Below are 18,636 nucleotides of genomic sequence, written 5' to 3' on the forward strand. Positions count from 1 at the left end.
TCGGCAGATGCGCGCCTTGGAACGCAAGGCACGCAAACTTGGATTGCAGCTGGTTAAAGCGGCTTAAATTTTAAGAGCAAAAACAATGAGTTATTTTTTGTTTGATAAGAGCGGGCTTGCTCGCGAAGAGGCCCTCAAGCGCGCCGCATTCCAATATGTGGAATGTCATCTTCCAAATACTCCTCACCCGCCACCACGAACCCATACCGCTCGTAGTACCCCTGCAAATGCGCCTGGGCTGACAGAAACATCGGCGTCTGCGGCCATATATCGGCAATCCGCTCTAGCGTCTCTTCCATCATCCGATGCCCCAGTCCGGTGCCGCGCGCCACGGGCGCCACAATCACTCGGCCGATCACCACATCGCCGCCCTGGGACTCCGGGTCCAGCAGGCGCAGGTACGCCACGAGTTGATCATCCTGCCAGGCCATCAGGTGGTGGGTGTCGCCCGACAAGTCCTGCCCGTCGAGATCCTGGTAAAGGCATTTTTGCTCCACGACAAAGACCTCGTTGCGCAAGCGCAAGATGGCGTAAAGCTGCTCCTTGCCCAAGTCGTCGTGATGTTTGCAGACCCATTCAACTGTCATGACGTGTTCTCTTATAAATGTCTGTTCCGGATAGTAAGCGCGACCGCCGCGTGTGTCTAAATTCGTTATTTTTGTGAGTGAAATCAAATTGCCATCATTGAGTGCGCTCGGCACCGGTTTCTTTGTGTAATCTGAGCTACTGTTAGAACCTCAGGCGCTGCCTGAGCTAAGGCCACCGCCTGCCTGCCTAGGACTTGAGCATGCCGCGATTCTCTCGTGCCGTTGCTTTGATTGGACTGTTGTTGCTGGCCCAGCCGGCCTTTGCACAGCGTTTGCGCCTGGTAGCGGATGCGTGGCCACCTTTTACTGACGCCACGTTGATCAACGGCGGGCTTGCCACCGATATCGTCAGCACCGCGTTGGCCCGTGCGGGGTATGCCAGTGATTTTGAACAGGTGCCCTGGGCCCGTGCGTTGATGGGCGTGGGCGATGGGCGCTACGACGTGCTGGTCAACGCCTGGTATGACGATGCCCGCACTCAACTGGGGCATTTCTCCGGCGAGTACCTGCTCAACCGCGTGCGTTTCATCAAGCGCCGCGACGACCCCATCGATTTCCAGAACCTTGAGCAACTGCACGACTACCCCATCGCTGTGGTGCGCGGGTATGCCTATTCGGCGGCGTTCGATGGGGATGCGCAGTTGCAGAAAGTCCCTGTGCATAACTTCGCCATGGCCGTGCGCATGCTCGCGGCGCAGCGGGTTCGGATGACCGTGGAGGATGAATATGTGGCGCGTTTTTACCTTTCCCGGGAGTCGGCACGGGTGCGCGATGCGGTGGAGTTTTTACCCAAGCCGCTGAGTCAAAACAGCCTGCATATTCTGGTCAGCCTGAAAAACCCTGAGCATGCGCAGATTGTCGCCAGCTTTGATCGGGAAATTGCCAGGATGAAGGCGGATGGGAGTTATGCGCGATTGATGAAGCAGCATGGGATGTAGGGCTCTTGCTAGCGAAAGCGGTCTAGGCCGCGCTGGTGTCTTTGATCAGATGCGCCGCCAACGTGCGCAGCGGCCCCAACTGCCGACAAATCAACGCCAACTGCGTCTGCACCAACCGCTGCCCTTCATCAATCTCATCCTGCATCTGCTCCAGATCGGCCGCCAACGCTTCCTCGGCATCGCTTTGAATCGCAATCGGTTGTTTGTTCGCCAGCGCTGTAGCGACTTCATCGATGCTCGCCGCCAAGGTATTACCGGCGCCGTCGATCAGGTGTTCGCGCACCTCGGCCGGCAACTGTGTTTCGCGATGCGCGCCCAGCCCTGACAAGTAACTGAGCAAGGTGTGCGAGAGCACCAGGAAGCGGAAACCCACGTCCGCCTCCTTCCGGAAGTGCCCCGGCTCCATCAGCATGTTCGCCAAGGTGGTGGACAGCGCCGCATCGGCGTTGTGCGCATTGCGACGGGCCAGGCGGTAGGCCAGGTCGTCGCGCTTGCCGGCGGCGTATTGCTGCATGATCTGGCGCAGGTAGATGCTGTTGCAGGTCAGTGTGTTGGCCAGCACCTTGTTCAGGCGTCGGCCCTGCCAGTCCGGCAGGAACAGGAATACCGCCAGGCCCGCAATCAAGCTGCCGAGCAAGGTATCGAACAGGCGTGGCAGGAATAGCCCGTAACCATCACCCACCTGGTTGAAGCAGAACAGCACCATCAGGGTGATGGCGGCCGTGGCCAGCGTGTAGCGGGTAGTACGGTTGATAAAGAACACCAGGCCGGCGGCGATGGCGAACATCGACTGCACCAGGGGGCTCGGGAACAGGTCGAACAGTGCCCAGGCCACAGTGAGGCCGATGGCGGTGCCGATGATCCGTTGGCCGAGCTTGCGCCGTGTCGCGCCGTAGTTGGGCTGGCACACGAACAGCGTGGTGAGGATGATCCAGTAGCCTTGGGAGGCGTGGATGGCATGCAGGGTGCCGTAGCCAATGGTCAACGCCAGGGACAGGCGCAAGGCATGGCGGAACAGCAGTGATGTCGGCGTGAGTTGGGTGCGCAACCGCGTCCACATTTCCTTGAGGTTGCGCGGAGCACGGTCCAGCAGGTTGCTGTCGGTGGCATCAGCCAGCCTGTCGGGGTTACTGGCGTCGCCCAGCAGGCGGTCGAGTGTGGACAGGTTGGCCGCGAGGGCGCGCAACGACCGCAGCAGGCCGCGCCAGGCCGGGTTGCTCTGGATGCGCAGGTGTTCCAGCGACGCATTCAAGTCGCCCAGCGCTTCGGCGAAGCTGTCGTCATAGATGAACGGTTGGCGCAGTTGGATCGACTCGGCGAGGGCCTGACAGGCCTTGCCCTGTTGGCGCAGCAGGCGCTGGCAACGGAACAGCACATCACTGTGGAAGAAGGCTTCGGCCAGCGCGTTGTAAGGGTAGTGGGATGAGCTGGCGCGTTCGTGGATGTCCTGGGCGAGGAAGTACAGCTTCAGGTAACGGCTGACTTTCGAGCCTGGGCGGCCATTGCCCACGCGGTGCAGGATGATTTCCTTCGCCGCATTGAGCGCCGCCACCACCCGGCCGTTTTGCTGGGCCAGTTCCAGGCGTCGCGCCTCTACATCCAGCTGGCGAATCGGTTCAAACAGTGACGACTTGAGCTTGAGGTAACGCCCCAGTTCGCGAAACAGCCGTGCCAGGCTCTGCTGCACCGGCTGGTTGGAAAACAGCGCCTGCCACAGGACTGACAGCACGCCGTACCAGGCGGCGCCGGCCACCAGCAGCAGCGGCTCGTGCCAGAAATCGGAGACGGCGCCACCGCGTTGGTCCACTCCGATCATGGTGTACACCGACAAAATCAATGTCGCCGAGGCAATCGCGCCATAACGTTCGCCCAAGGCGCCGAGCATGGTCAGGCAGAAGGTGGCCAGGGCCAGGGAGATCGCGAAAATCCAGGGATAAGGGAACAGCAGTTCCACCGACAGCGCGGCAATGCTGAAACACACCAGCGTCACTGCCAGGGCGTTGAGGCGGCCCTGCCAACTGTCGTCGGTCTCGGCCAGGGCGCTGGCGATAATCCCCAGGAACAGCGGGATCAGCAGCGTCATTTCATCCTGATACCAGCACAACGCCATGCTGCCGGTGAGGGCGATGAACACCCGAATGCTGTAGCTGAATTTATCCAGCGCCCACAGGCGCCGCATGGACTGCTTGAACGAGGTCGATGACATGAAGGCTGGAGTCTTCCGGGACGATGCCGTTAAATTGAGCCAGTAATGACGCCACGGCAAGGGTGGTGATCACATCTGACAGCAAATTATTCACTGGCACACCACATGTTTTACCGCATTGTGTCAGGCATATTGTGCGGCCGCGTAACCTGAGGCCCACGCCCACTGGAAGTTAAAGCCACCCAGGTGACCGGTCACATCCAACACTTCACCAATAAAGTACAAACCAGGGCTTTTCAGCGACTCCATGGTCTTGGAAGACACTTCCCGCGTGTCCACCCCACCCAACGTCACTTCGGCCGTGCGATAGCCCTCGGTGCCCGCCGGCACCAGTTGCCAACTGCCGAGCTTTTGCGCGATATCGGCAATCTCGGCGTGGGTGTACTGCTTCATCGGCTTGGACACAAACCAGGTCTCTGCCAGCAGGTTGGCCATCTTCTTGGTGAAGATCTCGCCCAGCAGGGTTTTCAGCTCGCTGTTAGGGCGCTCGGTCTGTTGCTGTTGCAGCCAACTGTGGGCGTCGTGGTCAGGCAGCAGGTTGATCTCCACCGTGTCGCCGGACTCCCAGTAAGAGGAAATCTGCAGAATCGCCGGCCCGCTCAGGCCGCGGTGGGTAAACAGGATGTTCTCGCGAAAGCTCTGGTCGTTGCAGCTGACCAGGCAATCCACCGAGGTGCCGGACAGCTCTGCGCACAAGTCCTTGAGCTGGTCGGTGATGGTGAACGGCACAAGCCCGGCGCGGGTCGGTAGCAGCTCATGACCGAATTGCTTGGCGACTTGATAGCCGAAACCGGTCGCGCCGAGGGTTGGAATCGACAAGCCGCCCGTGGCAATCACCAAAGACTCGCAGCGCAGCTCACCCAGCGTGGTCTGCAACTGGTAACCATTGTCGACTTTGGCAATCTCCTGGATCGACGTGTCCAGGTGCATGCTCACACCGGTCTGGATGCACTCGTCCAGCAGCATCCCGAGAATGTCGCTGGACTTGTTATCGCAGAACAGCTGGCCGAGCTTTTTCTCGTGGTACGGCACGCCGTGCTTGGCCACCAGGCCGATAAAATCCCACTGGGTGTAGCGCGCCAGGGCGGACTTGCAGAAGTGCGCGTTGTGCGAAAGAAAATTGGCCGGCTCGGTGTACATATTGGTGAAATTGCAGCGGCCACCGCCGGACATCAGGATCTTCTTGCCGGCCTTGTTCGCATGGTCGATCAGCATCACCTTGCGCCCACGCCCGGCGGCGGTCAGTGCGCACATCAAGCCTGCGGCGCCGGCGCCAATGATCACAACTTCGGTCGAGCGCAAAACGGTGTCCTCGTACATTTTCTGATTTGGATTACAGTCAAATGTGGGAGCGGGCTTGCTCGCGAAGGCGGTGTGTCAGTCATTATATTTTTGACTGATATACCGCCTTCGCGAGCAAGCCCGCACACATCGGATCTCCATTGGACGGGAAAGCTTTACAGGATCCGCACGCGCAACGAACGGCCTTTGATCTTGCCATCATTCAAGCGCTGCAATGCCTGCTTGGCGATCCCGCGCTCCACGGCCACGAACGCCTGGAAATCAAAGATCGCGATCTTGCCAACCTGGGCCCCCGGAATGCCCGCATCACCGGTCAGCGCGCCGAGGATGTCGCCTGGGCGAACCTTGTCTTTGCGCCCGGCAGCAATGCACAGGGTGCTCATCACCGGCAGCAACGGGCCACCGCTTTGTGGCTTGAGGTTGTCCAGTTGGTCCCAGTTCAACGGCGACTTCTGCAACTGCTCGATCGCCTGGGCGCGGTGCGCTTCGGACGGTGCAACCAGGCTGATCGCGATGCCGGTCTCACCGGCACGACCGGTACGGCCGACGCGGTGGATGTGGATTTCCGAGTCGCGGGCCAGTTCGACGTTGATCACCATGTCCAGCGAGTCAATGTCCAGGCCACGGGCGGCCACGTCGGTCGCTACCAGCACCGAGGTACTGCGGTTGGCGAACATCGCCAACACTTGGTCACGGTCACGCTGTTCCAGATCGCCATGCAGGCCAACGGCGCTGATGCCCTTGGACGTCAGGTGATCCACGGTTTCCTGCACTTGCTGCTTGGTAAAGCAGAACGCCACGCACGATGCCGGGCGGAAGTGCGCCAGTACCTTGGTCACGGCGTCCATGCGCTCTTCCGGCGAGATCTCGTAGAAACGCTGCTCGATCTGGTCGTCGGAGTGGAAGGCTTCGGCCTTCACTTGTTGCGGCGCCCGCATGAATTTCGAGGCCAACTGCTTGATGCTCACCGGGTAGGTGGCCGAGAACAGTAGGGTCTGGCGGCGCGGCGGGGTCTTGCTGATGATGTCTTCGATGGCGTCGTAGAAGCCCATATCGAGCATGCGGTCGGCTTCGTCGAGAATCAGCGTGTTCAGGCCGTCGAGTACCAGCGAACCCTTGCGCAGGTGCTGCTGGATGCGGCCTGGGGTGCCGACGATGACGTGGGCGCCGTGTTCCAGGGACGCGATCTGTGGGCCGAGGGACACGCCGCCGCACAGGGTCAGCACCTTGATGTTGTCTTCGGCACGGGCCAGGCGACGGATTTCCTTGGCGACCTGGTCGGCCAGCTCACGGGTCGGGCACATCACCAGGGCCTGGCAGCCGAAGTAGCGCGGGTTGATCGGGTTCAACAGGCCGATGCCGAACGCAGCGGTCTTGCCGCTGCCGGTCTTGGCCTGGGCAATCAGGTCCAGCCCTTTGAGGATCACCGGCAAGCTTTGCGCCTGGATCTGCGTCATCTCGACATAACCCAGCGAGTCGAGGTTAGCCAGCATGGCGGCGGACAGGGGCAAAGTATTAAAAGCGGTGGCGATGGTAGTCACGGGACTGGCTCTGCAAAACAAAATGTCGCGCAGTGTAGCAGGCCCCTTTGAGTTTCTTTATATGTTCTCGACGAGGAGCAGGGGGCCAGCGGCAAGTTACGAGCTGCAAGCGGCAAGCTTGAGGCTTACAGCTTGAAGCTTGAAGCTTGCAGCTGCTTCAATGCTCAATATGCTGCTCCGGGCTGGCCACACGTTTGCCGTCTTTTGGCGACAATTGCAGGAAGATCGCCGCCGCCAGCATCGCCATGATGCCCACCGTAAGGAAGGTCAGCTGGAAGGCGCCGAGTACGCTTTCCACACCATCGTTGCCGGTTTCGGCCGTAAATCCACCCAGCAATGCACCGGCGCAGGCCACCCCGAGGCTCAGCGACAGTTGCGCCACCACCGACAGTAAACTGTTGCCGCTGCTGGCCTGTGCGTCATCAAGGTCGATCAACGTAACGGTGTTCATTGCGGTGAATTGCAGGGAGTTGATCGCCCCCAGCACCGCCAGCATCCCCAGCAGCAGCGGGTACGGCGTGTTTTCAGTGACCAGCCCCATGCTCGCCAGCATGATGCCCAGCGCCAGGGTGTTGCCGGTCAGCACGATGCGGTAGCCCAGGCGTTCGATCAGCGGCCGCGCAACGGACTTGGCAAACATCGCCGCCGCCGCCAGAGGCAACATGCTCATCCCGGCTTCCGACGGCGAATAACCCAGCGCCACCTGCAACAGCAGCGGCACCAGGAACGGCAGGGCGCCGCTGCCCAGGCGCGCAAACAGGTTACCGAGAATGCCCACGGCAAAGGTACGGGTCTTGAACAGCACTGGCGAAAACAACGGGTTATCGATATGCCCGGCGCGCAGCCAATAGGCCGCGAGGCAGGCAAGCCCGCCAAACAGCAGCAACATCACGCGCAGGTGCGGCAGGTGCAATTCGCCCAGGCCTTCCATGGCGATGGTGATCAGCACCATCGCGGCGCCAAACAACAGGAAGCCGATCCCATCGAATCGCGTGCGCTCACTGCCGCGCAGGTCGGGGATAAATTTCCACACGGCGTAGCAGCCGATCATGCCCACCGGCAAGTTGATCAAGAAGATCCAGTGCCAGGTCAGGTATTGCACCATCCAGCCGCCCATGGTCGGCCCAAGCAATGGGCCGAGCAGCCCGGGGATGGTAATGAAGCCCATGATGCGTACCAGTTCGGAGCGGGGGTACGCGCGTAACACCACCAACCGTCCAACCGGCAGCATCAGCGCACCGCCCAACCCCTGGATCACCCGCGCACCCACCAGCATGCTCAAGCTGTTGGACAAGGCGCACAGCAGCGAGCCCATGCTGAACAGCATGATTGCGCAGAAGAAGATTTTCTTGGTGCCGAAGCGGTCGGCGATCCAGCCCGAGGCCGGGATCAGCAAGGCGACGGTGAGCATGTAGGCGATCACCACCCCTTGCATGCGCAGCGGGTTTTCCGCGAGGTCCCGTGCCATGGCCGGCAGTGCGGTGTTCAGGATCGTCCCGTCCAGCGACTGCATGAAGAAGGCAATCGCTACCACCCAGGGCAGCCAGCGGGCGGTCTTGGCATCAAGCGGGACGCGGTTCGGCATGGAAAACCTTTTGTTAGCAGGCTATGTGTTGGCGATTATGCGCCATCCGTCGCGCCTTTTCCCACCAGGAAATCCAGCAGTTCGCGGTGCACCGCCACGGCGGCTTCGCTGGATTCGAGGTCGAGCAAATGCCCAGTATGTTCGGCTACAGCAAAGCTGCTGCGCCCCACGTAGTGCTTGAATAGCTGCGCCTCGGCGGCGGGGGTGTATTCGTCCAGCGCGCCATTGAGAAAGTGCACCGGCGTTTCAATCTGCCGGAGTGCCGGCAAGTAGTTGCCATCGCCCAGAGCCAGCACTTGGTGGATATGAAAACGCGCCTGGCGGTATTCGGTGGTCGCCATGCTCGACAGGTGCCGATGGTTGTTGCGCTTGAGCCGAGGTGACAGGTATTTGCCCACGGTTTCATTGAGCAAGTGGCCGACGGCAGACTTGTCATCCGCCTCGATCAGTACGCGCACACGCTCCACATAGTCGAGCATGGCTTGGTTGAGGTTGGGCGCCAGGGCCATCACCACCGAGCTTTCAATGGACGGTGGGTTGTGCGCCAGGGTCAGCAGCGTGGAGATACCGCCCCAGGAGGCTGACACCAGGTGGTTGACGTGAAAGCGTTCGACCAATGCGCGCAGCATGTGCACCTCGTCGTCCTTGGTCACCAAGTCGAGGTCAGTGTTGTGCTCGCGGGAATAGCCGGAGAATGGCAAGTCGAACAGCAACACATTGAAGTGTTCCGCCAGACATTTGCTGGTGCGCGCAAATGAGCGCGTGGTGGACAGCGCGCCATTGACCATCAGCACGGTTTTTTTCTGCGGATTGTTACCTAGCAGCTCGACGTGAACGTTGTAGTGCTTGAACAGCTTTTGTATGACGAAACTTCCATGGTCCATGTCAATGCTCCGGCTTGCCCATACCGGGCAAGTGCATGCAGTACTTCCTGTGGGGTAGCGGTGTGCCACTAACCGTTATAGCGAGGTTTTCTGCGGGCGACAACAGAGCATGCGGGAACACGTGCGGGATGGGATTTGACGGTAGGAAGGGGCAGACCAGACGTGTCTGAAATCAACACAACCCAATGTGGGAGTGGGCTTGCTCGCGAAGGCGGTGGGTCAGTCACCAGTTGTGTTGACTGACACGTCGCCATCGCGGGCAAGCCCGCTCCCACAAGGGGATTGTGTTTACAGGGTCAACGTCAGGCGTTTTACCAAGGCGCCTGGCAATAAGTTGGAGGCGGTGTTGCGCTGGCTATACGTACTCGCCGACAGCAGCAATTCCCTGTCAACGGTCAGCGCTTCCAACTGCGAACCAAGCAGGCTATAGATGCTGTCATCAAACCGCATGGTACTCACCGGCGCCTTGATCTCGCCGTCTTCCACCCAGAAGGTGGCGAAGCGCGTCATGCCGGTCAGGCGTGCCGCCGGCAGGTCCGAGTAGTTCAGGTACCACAGGTTGCTGATGTACAGCCCGGTGCCCAACTGCTTGAGAATATCGGCCTGGGCCAGGCTACCGGCAGCCATCTGCAAGGCGCTGGGCGATTCATCACTGCTCGCGCCATTGGTACTCAAGCTGTATTCGGCAGCGCTGCGTGAGTTGATCAGTTGGCCATCGGCTTTCCCCGCATTGATCAGCGTGACATCGCCGCGTGGGTAACCTTCGGTGGAAAACGCCTGGCTCAGGGAACCGCTGATCTGTTCAGCCACCGTCACCAGCGGGCTCAGGGACTGTTCGCCGGCATACAGCTTTTGCAGCGAGCTGCCCTTGCTGGCGATGGCCTGGGCGGAAAACCCACCCCAGGTGATGATGCTGATGATTTCTTCAATCGCCGCCGGGGCGAGGTAAGCGCGGTATTGTCCAGGTGCCAGCGTGTGCAGTGGGCGGCCGAGGAACTCAAGCTGTTCGCGGGCCTGCTGGAAGCGCGCGGCAAACTCGGCGCTGTCCCAGGTGTGTCCGGCGTAGCTGGCTTTCACCGCTTCGCCATTGGCGTGGAACAGGCTGAAATCGAAGTTGAAACTATTGGCCTGGTGCCAGCCGAAGGCGCCCGACGAACTGGCGAAGCCTCGGCTGATGGGGCCCGACGCATAGAAACCGACCAGGTCGACGCCTTGCGCGGCCCGGCTGATCTCTTCCAGTACCTGAGCCAGTGCCGGCAGCGGTCGGGTGTGTGCGTTGTTGCTTTGCCAGGCGTTGTGGTTCAGCAACAGGTACGGATCCTGGGGCAGCAACGGCAGGGTTTCACGCAGCTGTTTCAGGCCATCGGCCAAGCGTTGGCGGTCCAACTCCGGCTCGCCTGCCAGGGTGATGCCCAGGTCGGCGTGGCGGCCGTCGTTGATCAGTTTCAGGTTGAGGCTGGCCTGTTGCACCTGGCCGGCCTGGCGCACCTTGGCGTGGTTGAAACGCACGAACTCGGACGCTTCATCCGCATAGCCCAGGTGGAATTGTTCGCGGTCGGTGATGGCGTGCTTGAGCCACTCCACCAATGCCTTGAAGTTGTTCATCAGGCGTCTCCCCCAAATACGTCGACATCACTGAATACGCAGGCGGGCGACGCATGGCCGACGCGGATCACCTGGTTGGGTTCGCCTTTGCCGCAGTTCGGCGTGCCCAGGACCTTGAAGGTGCTGGCATCGCCAACCGCACTGAGATTGCGCCAGAAGTTTGCGGAAATAGCCCGGTAGTTGGGGTTCTTCACCACACCTTTCAGCTCACCGTTTTCGATCAATTGGCCCCATTCACAGCCGAACTGGAATTTATTGCGCGCATCGTCGATGGACCATGAACGGTTGGTCGACATCAGGATGCCGTTTTCTATGCCGCCGATCAGTTGTGCAAGGCGCTTGTCGCCAGCTTCGATGTTGAGGTTGGCCATGCGGTCGATGGGCGCACGGTTCCAACTGCTGGCCCGGCTGTTGGCCACGCCTGGCATGCCGGAGCGGTATTGCGACAGCGCCCCGCCCAGCGGTTTGAGCAACCGCCCTTCGCGGATCAGGAACTGCTTGCTGGCGCGGGTGCCGTCGTCGTCATGGCGGTAGCTGGCGAGTTGCTCGGGGATGTCCGGGTCGAACGTTACGTTGAGCAACTTGGAGCCATATTGCAGATGGCCGAAGTCGCCGGCCTTCACAAAGCTGGTGCCGGCGTAATTGCGCTCGTCCCCCAGAATGCGGTCCAGCTCCAGCGGGTGGCCGATGGATTCGTGGATCTGCAGGATCATCTGATCGGGCATCAGCAGCAGGTCGCGCGGGCCGTTGGGGGTGTTCGGTGCGAGCAGCAGTTGCAGGGCTTCGTCGGCGATGCGTGGCGCGGCACCGATCAGGCCGAAGCGGCTGATCACCTCAACGCCGCCTTGCTGGCCGAAGTTGCTGCCGCCCAGGGTGCGGCTCTGGCTGTCGTTGCCGTCATAGGCCGTGACGTTGACGCCGGGGAACACGAAGCGCTGGGCCTGACGCAGTTCGGCGCCCGCGTTGTTGAGGTAGATCTGCTCGACGTGGGTCAGGCCGAGGCTGACTTCCCAGTTCACCAGGCGCTCGTCCTTGGGCACGGCGGCGGATTCGTCACCCAGCAGTTGGTAGCAGTCGCTCAAGGACGGGAAGGGTTGGTTAAGGTCGGGGGACAGGTAGTCCGCCACATCGCTGGAGACGTGCTGGTCGCGCAGGTCGAGCAGCGCGTGGGGCTTGATCAACCGGGCTTGCTGTTCGGCGCGCGCAAGGGCGGCTTGCAGGCCATGCAGGGAAATGTCGTGCGTCGCGGCGTAGGCTTCCACGCCATTGAGACGCACGGTGAGCATGGCGCCTTCGTCGTGGTTCATGTGGGGTGGTTCGGCGACGTTCTTGCGCACGGCCAGGTATTGGCCGGACTCGCGCACGTAACGCAGGGAGAAGAATTCGGCGGAGGTGCGCAGGGCACTGAAATGCTGTTTGAGTGTGGAGTGGTGGTCGAACATGGGACCTTCCTTGTGGGCGGCTCGTCGCGCGCAGGCAAACAGAGTAGCTGATCAAGGAGAGGTTTTGCAGTGAATGGTCGGGCCCCTTCGCGAGCAAGCCCGCTCCCACATTTTGACCGTGTGAACCCGATCAACTGTGGGAGCGGGCTTGCTCGCGAAGGGAGCACCGCGGTGTATCAGTTACTGTGCAGTCGGGCCCACTTCACGCATCGGCTTGCCACGCACCGGCGCATCGCCTGCCACGTAGTAGTCGGCGGTGCTGCGCGGCAGCGGCTGGCGACCACGGATCTTGTCGGCGATTTTCTCGGCGATCATGATCGTCGGCGCGTTCAGGTTGCCGGTGGCGATGATCGGCATGATCGACGCATCGACCACACGCAGACCCTGCATGCCATGCACGCGGCCTTCGCCATCCACTACAGCCATCTCGTCGGTGCCCATCTTGCACGAGCAGGACGGGTGGTACGCGGTTTCGGCGTGCTCGCGGATGAACTTGTCCAGCTGCTCATCGGTTTGCACTTCAATACCTGGGCTGATTTCGCGGCCACGGAACGGGTCCAGTGCCGGCTGTTGCATGATTTCACGCGTCAGGCGGATGCCGTCGCGGAATTCCTGCCAGTCCTGCTCGGTAGCCATGTAGTTGAAGAGGATGCTCGGGTAGTCCCGTGGGTTCTTCGACTTCAACTGGATGCGGCCACGGCTTGGCGAACGCATGGAACCCATGTGCGCCTGGAAACCGTGCTCTTTTACGCCATTGCTGCCGTTGTAGTTAATCGCGACCGGCAGGAAGTGGTACTGGATGTTCGGCCATTCGAATTCCGGGCGTGAACGGATGAACCCGCCTGCTTCGAACTGGTTGCTGGCGCCGATACCGGTGCCGTTGAACAGCCATTCGGCACCGATGGCCGGCTGGTTGTACCAGAGCAGCGACGGGTACAGCGACACCGGTTGGGTGCACGCGTATTGCAGGTACAGCTCAAGGTGGTCCTGCAGGTTTTCGCCGACGCCCGGTAGGTCGTGGACCACCGGGATGTCGAGGCTTTCCAGCAGTTTGGCCGGGCCAACGCCGGAGCGTTGCAGCAATTGCGGCGAAGCGATTGCGCCGCTGCACACCAGCACTTCCTTGCGAGCGCGGGCTTCAACGCGCTCTTCGGCTGCGCCGATCAGGTAACGCACGCCAACCGCACGCTTGCCTTCAAACAATACTTTGTCGGTGAGGGCGTGGGTGACGATGGTCAGGGTCGAACGCTTTTTAGCCGTGTCCAGGTAACCGCGCGCGGTGCTGGCGCGACGGCCGTTAGGCGTGACAGTTCGGTCCATCGGGCCAAAGCCTTCTTGCTGGTAGCCGTTCAAGTCTTCGGTACGCGGGTAACCGGCTTGTACGCCAGCCTCAATCATCGCGTGGAACAGCGGGTTGTTGCCGGCTTTAGGCGTGGTCACGCTGACCGGGCCATCGCCGCCGTGCCAGTCGTTCGGGCCGATGTCACGGGTTTCGGCTTTGCGGAAGTACGGCAGGCAGTCCAGGTACGTCCAGTCTTCCAGACCGGGCAGCTTCGACCAGTTGTCGTAGTCCATGGCGTTACCACGGATGTAGCACATGCCGTTGATCAGCGAAGAACCACCCAGGCCCTTGCCGCGACCACATTCCATGCGACGGCCGTCCATGTGTGGCTCTGGTTCGGTCTCGTAGGCCCAGTTGTAGCGGCGGCCTTGCAGCGGGAAGGCCAGGGCTGCTGGCATCTGGGTACGGAAGTCAAGACGGTAGTCGGGGCCGCCGGCTTCCAGCAGCAAAACGGTGACGCCTTCGTCTTCGGTCAGACGGGTCGCTAAGGTGTTGCCCGCAGAACCTGCGCCAACAATGATGTAGTCGTATTCTTGAGTCATTTGTACTCCGGGGGAGCTGCAAGCTCCTAGCTTCAAGCTGCAAGAAAGAGCAGCGAGCGGTGCATGTGGGAGATGCGGCAAACCAAACTGCTTTACTTGCAGCTTGAAACTTGCCGCTCGAGGCTCATCAGAACACTGATGCGTAATCGCCCAGCTCAACCTGCACTGATTTGATGCGGGTGAAGTTGTTCAGCGAGCTGATCCCGTTTTCACGGCCCACACCGGATTGCTTGTAGCCACCCACTGGCATCTTGGCGTCGGACTCGCCCCAGGCGTTGATCCAGCAGATACCCGCTTCCAGTTGATGAATCACGCGGTGGGCGCGGTTCAGGTCCTTGGTCACCAGGCCGGCAGCCAAGCCGAAGTCGGTATCGTTGGCGCGGCGGATCACTTCTTCTTCGGTATCAAAGGTGAGGATGCTCATCACCGGGCCGAAGATTTCTTCACGCACGATGACCATGTCGTCGGTGCAGTCGGTGAACACGGTCGGGGCCACGAAGGCGCCTTTGGCGAAGTCGCCGTCGGTCAGGCGGTCGCCGCCGCACAGCAGGCGGGCGCCTTGCTCTTTACCCTTGGCGATGTAGCCCAGCACGCTTTCCATGTGGGCAAAGCTGACCAGCGGGCCGAAGTTGGTGTTGTCGTCTTCCGGGTTGCCAACGCGGATGCGCGCAACACGTTCAACGATCTTGGCTTCGAACGCCGCTTGCAGGTGTTTGGGCACAAACACGCGAGTGCCGTTGGTGCAGACCTGACCGGAGCTGTAGAAGTTGGCCATCATCGCGATGTCGGCTGCACGATCCAGGTCGGCGTCTTCGAACACGATCAATGGCGACTTGCCGCCCAGTTCCATGGTCACTTCTTTGAGCGACGAGCTCGAAGCGCTGGCCATGACTTTCTTGCCGGTGTCGGTGCCGCCGGTGAACGAGACTTTCTCGATGCGCGGGTGCTCGGTCAGCCAGGTGCCGACTTCACGGCCGCTGCCGGTCAGTACGTTGAACACGCCAGCCGGAACGCCAGCTTCGGTGTAGATCTCGGCCAGTTTCAGGGTGGTCAACGAGGTGACTTCGCTTGGCTTGAAGATCATCGCGTTACCGGCGGCCAGGGCCGGTGCGGATTTCCACAGGGCGATCTGGATCGGGTAGTTCCATGCACCGATACCCGCGACCACGCCCAACGGCTCGCGGCGGGTGTAGACGAACGAAGTGTCGCGCAGTGGGATCTGCTCGCCTTCGATGGCCGGCACCAGGCCTGCGTAGTACTCCAGTACATCAGCGCCGGTGACGATGTCGACGTACTTGGTTTCGGAGAAGGATTTGCCGGTGTCCAGGGTTTCCAGGGCGGCCAGTTCATCGTTGCGCTCGCGCAGGATGTCGACGGCACGGCGCAGGATGCGCGAACGCTCCATGGCGGTCATCGCCGCCCAGATTTTCTGGCCTTTCTCGGCGCTGACCACGGCACGCTCAACGTCTTCTTTCGTTGCGCGTTGCACTTGGGCGAGAACTTCACCGTTAGCCGGGTTGATGGCTTCGAAAGTGGCATCGCTGCCAGCGTCGCTGTAGCCGCCGTCAATGTAGAGTTTTTGCAGTTCGAAACGGGCCATAAAGTCCTCGCAAGTGCATAAGTGGTTGGCGTTAACCGCCGAAAAGTGAGCCATAAGGGTGTGGCAACACTGAGCGGCAACAGTTCAGGGGTTGAGCGGTTACGTATGCTCTAACTCACCTGCTTGGCCAATTGGAAATCCATGTATTCGTAAGCGATCCGTTGCGCCTGCTCCGTGTCGAAAGCGTCTCCCGACAGGGCGCCGCGCAACCACAAACCGTCGATCAGGGCTGCCAGGCCTCTGGCTGCTTTGCGTGCGTGCGGCAGCGGCAGCACTCGGCGGAACTGGCAGCACAGGTTGGAATACAGACGTTGATCGTTGATCCGCTGCAACCTGTGCAATGACGGGTGATGCATGCTGGTGGCCCAGAAGGCCAGCCAGGTTTTCATTGCCGGTCCGTTGACCTGGCTGGCGTCGAAGTTGCCCTCGATAATCACCCGAAGGTGCGCCCGTGGACTGTCGTCCTTCAGCGCAAGCCTGCGTTCGTGGACGTTCTCGATCAGCGCGTTCATCAAATAGCGCATCGTCGCTGCAATAAGGCCGTTCTTGTCCTTGAAGTAGTGACTGATGATGCCGTTCGAGACGCCGGCCAAACGGGCGATCAGCGCAATGCTGGCATCTCCCATTCCGACCTGATCGATCGCCGCCAGCGTGGCTTCGATCAACTGCTGGCGGCGTATGGGTTGCATACCGACCTTGGGCATGTAGCACCTCTCCTTAGGCCTGCGACGGGCGATGAACGTTCGTCGACTTGGTGGCCAGTCTATTTTGTTTTGATTGAACGTTCAATCAACAAAGAATAAGCTCTGCGACAAATGGTCGCTGCCTATAGGCATTCCCTACAAATGGGCGGCGACATCTGACACCTGCGAAAACCCCTGAAACGGGCCATATAGGGGCCTGGCACCGCCTCGGCGGGGCACAAGGATTTTCGGGGTGTCTTTATAACACCCGTCCGTCGACTGCCGAAAAATCGATGTTCCGGGATAACCGTTGCCTTGTGTTTCTCTCTCGCACTGCCCGGAGCATCTGCGCCATGAGTTCTGCCTCTCTTATAAAGACCCCGCCGGAAAAGGTCAGGGTCAACGGTTGGGTGTTCTACACCTCCACCGCGCTGATTCTGTTGTTGACTGCCATCCTGATCATCGCCCCGCAAGAGGCCGGGCGCATGCTCGGCATCGCCCAAGCCTGGCTGTCGAAAAGCTTCGGCTGGTATTACATGGTGGTTATCGCCGCCTACCTGGTGTTTGTGGTCGGCCTGGCGTTTTCGTCCTTTGGCAAGTTGAAACTGGGCAGCAAGGACGACACTCCGGACTTCAGCTACGGCGCCTGGGCCGGCATGTTGTTCTCGTCGGGTATCGGCATCTCGCTGCTGTATTTCGGCGCTTCGGAGCCGCTCGACCACTACTTCAACCCGCCTGAAGGCGCAGCAGCGAGCAATGGCGCCGCTCGCCAGGCGTTGCAATTGACCTTCTTGCATTGGGGCCTGCATGGCTGGGCAATCTATGCCCTGGTCGGCCTGGCCGTGGCGTACTTTGCCTACCGTCACAACCAGCCGCTGGCCTTGCGCTCGGCGCTGTACCCGCTGGTGGGCGAGCGTTGGGTGAAAGGCGCGGCCGGCCACGCGGTGGACGGTTTCGGTATGTTCGTGACCCTGCTCGGCCTGGTGACCAACCTGGGGATCGGCGCGATGCAGGTGTCGTCCGGGTTGGAAAACCTGTTCGGCATGCAGCACAGCAACACTAACCTGCTGATCGTGATCATCGTGATGAGCACCGTGGCAACCATTGCTGCTGTGTCGGGTGTGGAGAACGGCATTCGCCGCCTGTCCAACCTCAACATCGTGCTGTTCAGCGGGTTGCTGATCTTCGTGCTGCTGTTCGGTCCGACCCTGCATTTGCTCAACGGCCTGGTGCAGAACACCGGTGATTATCTCAACGGCATCATCCTGAAAACCTTCGACCTTTACGTGTACCAAGGCGACGCCGACAAGACCGAGCGCTGGATGGGCCTGTGGACCCTGTTCTACTGGGCCTGGTGGATTTCCTGGGCGCCATTCGTGGGCATGTTCATCGCGCGTATTTCCCGTGGTCGCACGGTACGTGAACTGGTCGCCGGCGTGTTGCTGATCCCGCTGGGCTTCACCCTGGCGTGGCTGTCGATCTTCGGCAACTCGGCGCTGGACCTGGTGCTGAACCACGGTGCGGTGGAACTGGGCAAGACGGCGCTGGAACAGCCGTCGATGGCTATCTACCAACTGCTTGAGCATTACCCTGCGTCGAAAATCGTCATCGGAGTGTCGATCTTTGTGGGCTTTGTGCTGTTCCTGACCCCGGCGGATTCTGGCGCGGTGATGATGGCCAACCTTTCCTGCAAAGGCGGCAATGTGGACGAAGACGCGCCGCACTGGTTGCGGGTCTTCTGGTCGGCGGTGATCACCCTGGTGACCATCGGCCTGCTGTTTGCCGGCAACTTTGAAGCCATGCAGACCATGGTGGTGCTGGCGGGGCTGCCGTTCTCGGTGGTGCTGATCCTGTTTATGTTCGGTCTGCACAAAGCCATGCGCCAGGACGTGGCGATGGAACAGGAGCAGGCGCAATTGGCCGAGCGTGGCCGCCATGGTTTCAGCGCGCGTTTGACCGCGCTGGACCTGCAACCGAGCCAGGGCACCGTGCAACGTTTTATGGACAAGCGCGTCACGCCTGCGCTGGAAGAAGCGGCGCTTACGTTGCGTAACCAAGGGCTGCAAGTGCAGACCTTGCTTGGCAAGTCCAAACGCTGCATTGGTGTGCGTGTAGAGATGGAAGAAGACAACCCGTTTGTCTATGAGGTGAGCCTGGATGCTTACTCGTCGGCACCCAATGACCTGCCCGAGGAAGAGCGTACCCGTTACTACCGCGCCGAGGTTTACCTGTACAACGGGCCTCAGGAATACGACCTGATGGGCTTCGCCCCAGAACAGATTACCCGGGACGTGCTCGATCAGTTTAAAAGCCATCGGCAGCTCCTTGGCCGGGTCTATAGCTGATGATTGAGCAGGCGGCGCCCTCGATGGCGCCGCT

13 protein-coding genes are annotated in these 18,636 nt (G+C 60.7%); 2 read left to right on the forward strand and 11 right to left on the reverse strand.

Features of this window, described 5'->3' with window-relative positions; all coding sequences use genetic code 11:
• Positions 1 to 134 precede the first annotated feature (134 nt).
• On the reverse strand, positions 135 to 587 hold the full coding sequence (locus tag AACY52_RS13985; protein WP_339415314.1) for a GNAT family N-acetyltransferase: 453 nt from the start codon (positions 585 to 587) through the stop codon (positions 135 to 137).
• Positions 588 to 787: 200 nt separating this feature from the next.
• Here AACY52_RS13985 and AACY52_RS13990 point away from each other — a divergent pair, with 200 nt between their 5' ends.
• A complete protein-coding gene (locus AACY52_RS13990; RefSeq protein WP_339415315.1) occupies positions 788 to 1,525 on the forward strand; it encodes a transporter substrate-binding domain-containing protein in 738 nt (245 codons plus the stop codon).
• A gap of 22 nt (positions 1,526 to 1,547) precedes the next feature.
• On the opposite strand, the gene yccS is transcribed toward AACY52_RS13990, so the two are convergent.
• The 10 genes from yccS to betI form a co-directional block, all read right to left on the reverse strand.
• Complete coding sequence (yccS, locus tag AACY52_RS13995) at positions 1,548 to 3,731, reverse strand: YccS family putative transporter (RefSeq protein ID WP_339415316.1); 2,184 nt, start codon at positions 3,729 to 3,731, stop codon at positions 1,548 to 1,550.
• Between the two features lie 123 nt (positions 3,732 to 3,854).
• Positions 3,855 to 5,033: an NAD(P)/FAD-dependent oxidoreductase gene (locus tag AACY52_RS14000; RefSeq protein WP_339415317.1), complete on the reverse strand. Its 1,179-nt coding sequence runs from the start codon at positions 5,031 to 5,033 to the stop codon at positions 3,855 to 3,857.
• A gap of 155 nt (positions 5,034 to 5,188) precedes the next feature.
• A complete protein-coding gene (dbpA, locus tag AACY52_RS14005) occupies positions 5,189 to 6,526 on the reverse strand; it encodes an ATP-dependent RNA helicase DbpA (protein ID WP_231982804.1) in 1,338 nt (445 codons plus the stop codon).
• A gap of 205 nt (positions 6,527 to 6,731) precedes the next feature.
• Positions 6,732 to 8,159 carry a multidrug transporter subunit MdtD gene (gene mdtD, locus AACY52_RS14010; RefSeq protein ID WP_339415318.1) on the reverse strand — a complete coding sequence of 476 codons (1,428 nt, stop codon included), beginning with the start codon at positions 8,157 to 8,159 and terminating at the stop codon, positions 6,732 to 6,734.
• A gap of 35 nt (positions 8,160 to 8,194) precedes the next feature.
• Positions 8,195 to 9,043 carry an alpha/beta hydrolase gene (locus tag AACY52_RS14015; protein ID WP_339415319.1) on the reverse strand — a complete coding sequence of 283 codons (849 nt, stop codon included), beginning with the start codon at positions 9,041 to 9,043 and terminating at the stop codon, positions 8,195 to 8,197.
• A 288-nt stretch (positions 9,044 to 9,331) separates the two neighbouring features.
• A complete protein-coding gene (locus AACY52_RS14020; protein WP_339560559.1) occupies positions 9,332 to 10,648 on the reverse strand; it encodes a metallopeptidase TldD-related protein in 1,317 nt (438 codons plus the stop codon).
• Entirely contained in the window at positions 10,648 to 12,090 is a 1,443-nt protein-coding gene (locus tag AACY52_RS14025; protein WP_339415321.1) for a TldD/PmbA family protein, read from the reverse strand. Before AACY52_RS14025 ends, AACY52_RS14020 begins: the two co-directional genes overlap by 1 nt.
• A 180-nt stretch (positions 12,091 to 12,270) precedes the next feature.
• Positions 12,271 to 13,974: a choline dehydrogenase gene (betA, locus tag AACY52_RS14030; RefSeq protein ID WP_339427662.1), complete on the reverse strand. Its 1,704-nt coding sequence runs from the start codon at positions 13,972 to 13,974 to the stop codon at positions 12,271 to 12,273.
• Between the two features lie 127 nt (positions 13,975 to 14,101).
• On the reverse strand, positions 14,102 to 15,574 hold the full coding sequence (gene betB, locus AACY52_RS14035) for a betaine-aldehyde dehydrogenase (protein ID WP_339415323.1): 1,473 nt from the start codon (positions 15,572 to 15,574) through the stop codon (positions 14,102 to 14,104).
• A gap of 110 nt (positions 15,575 to 15,684) precedes the next feature.
• Positions 15,685 to 16,278 (reverse strand): transcriptional regulator BetI, encoded by a 594-nt coding sequence (gene betI, locus AACY52_RS14040; protein ID WP_339415324.1) that lies wholly within the window; start codon positions 16,276 to 16,278, stop codon positions 15,685 to 15,687.
• A gap of 389 nt (positions 16,279 to 16,667) precedes the next feature.
• Between betI and AACY52_RS14045 the strand changes: the two genes are divergently transcribed.
• Positions 16,668 to 18,602, forward strand: coding sequence for a BCCT family transporter (locus AACY52_RS14045; RefSeq protein ID WP_339438217.1), 1,935 nt, complete (start codon positions 16,668 to 16,670; stop codon positions 18,600 to 18,602).
• Positions 18,603 to 18,636: the final 34 nt, after the last annotated feature.

Origin of the sequence: Pseudomonas sp. EA_65y_Pfl1_P113 (genome assembly GCF_963970525.1) — a bacterium.
GTDB classification, from domain to species: Bacteria; Pseudomonadota; Gammaproteobacteria; order Pseudomonadales; family Pseudomonadaceae; genus Aquipseudomonas; species Aquipseudomonas tritici.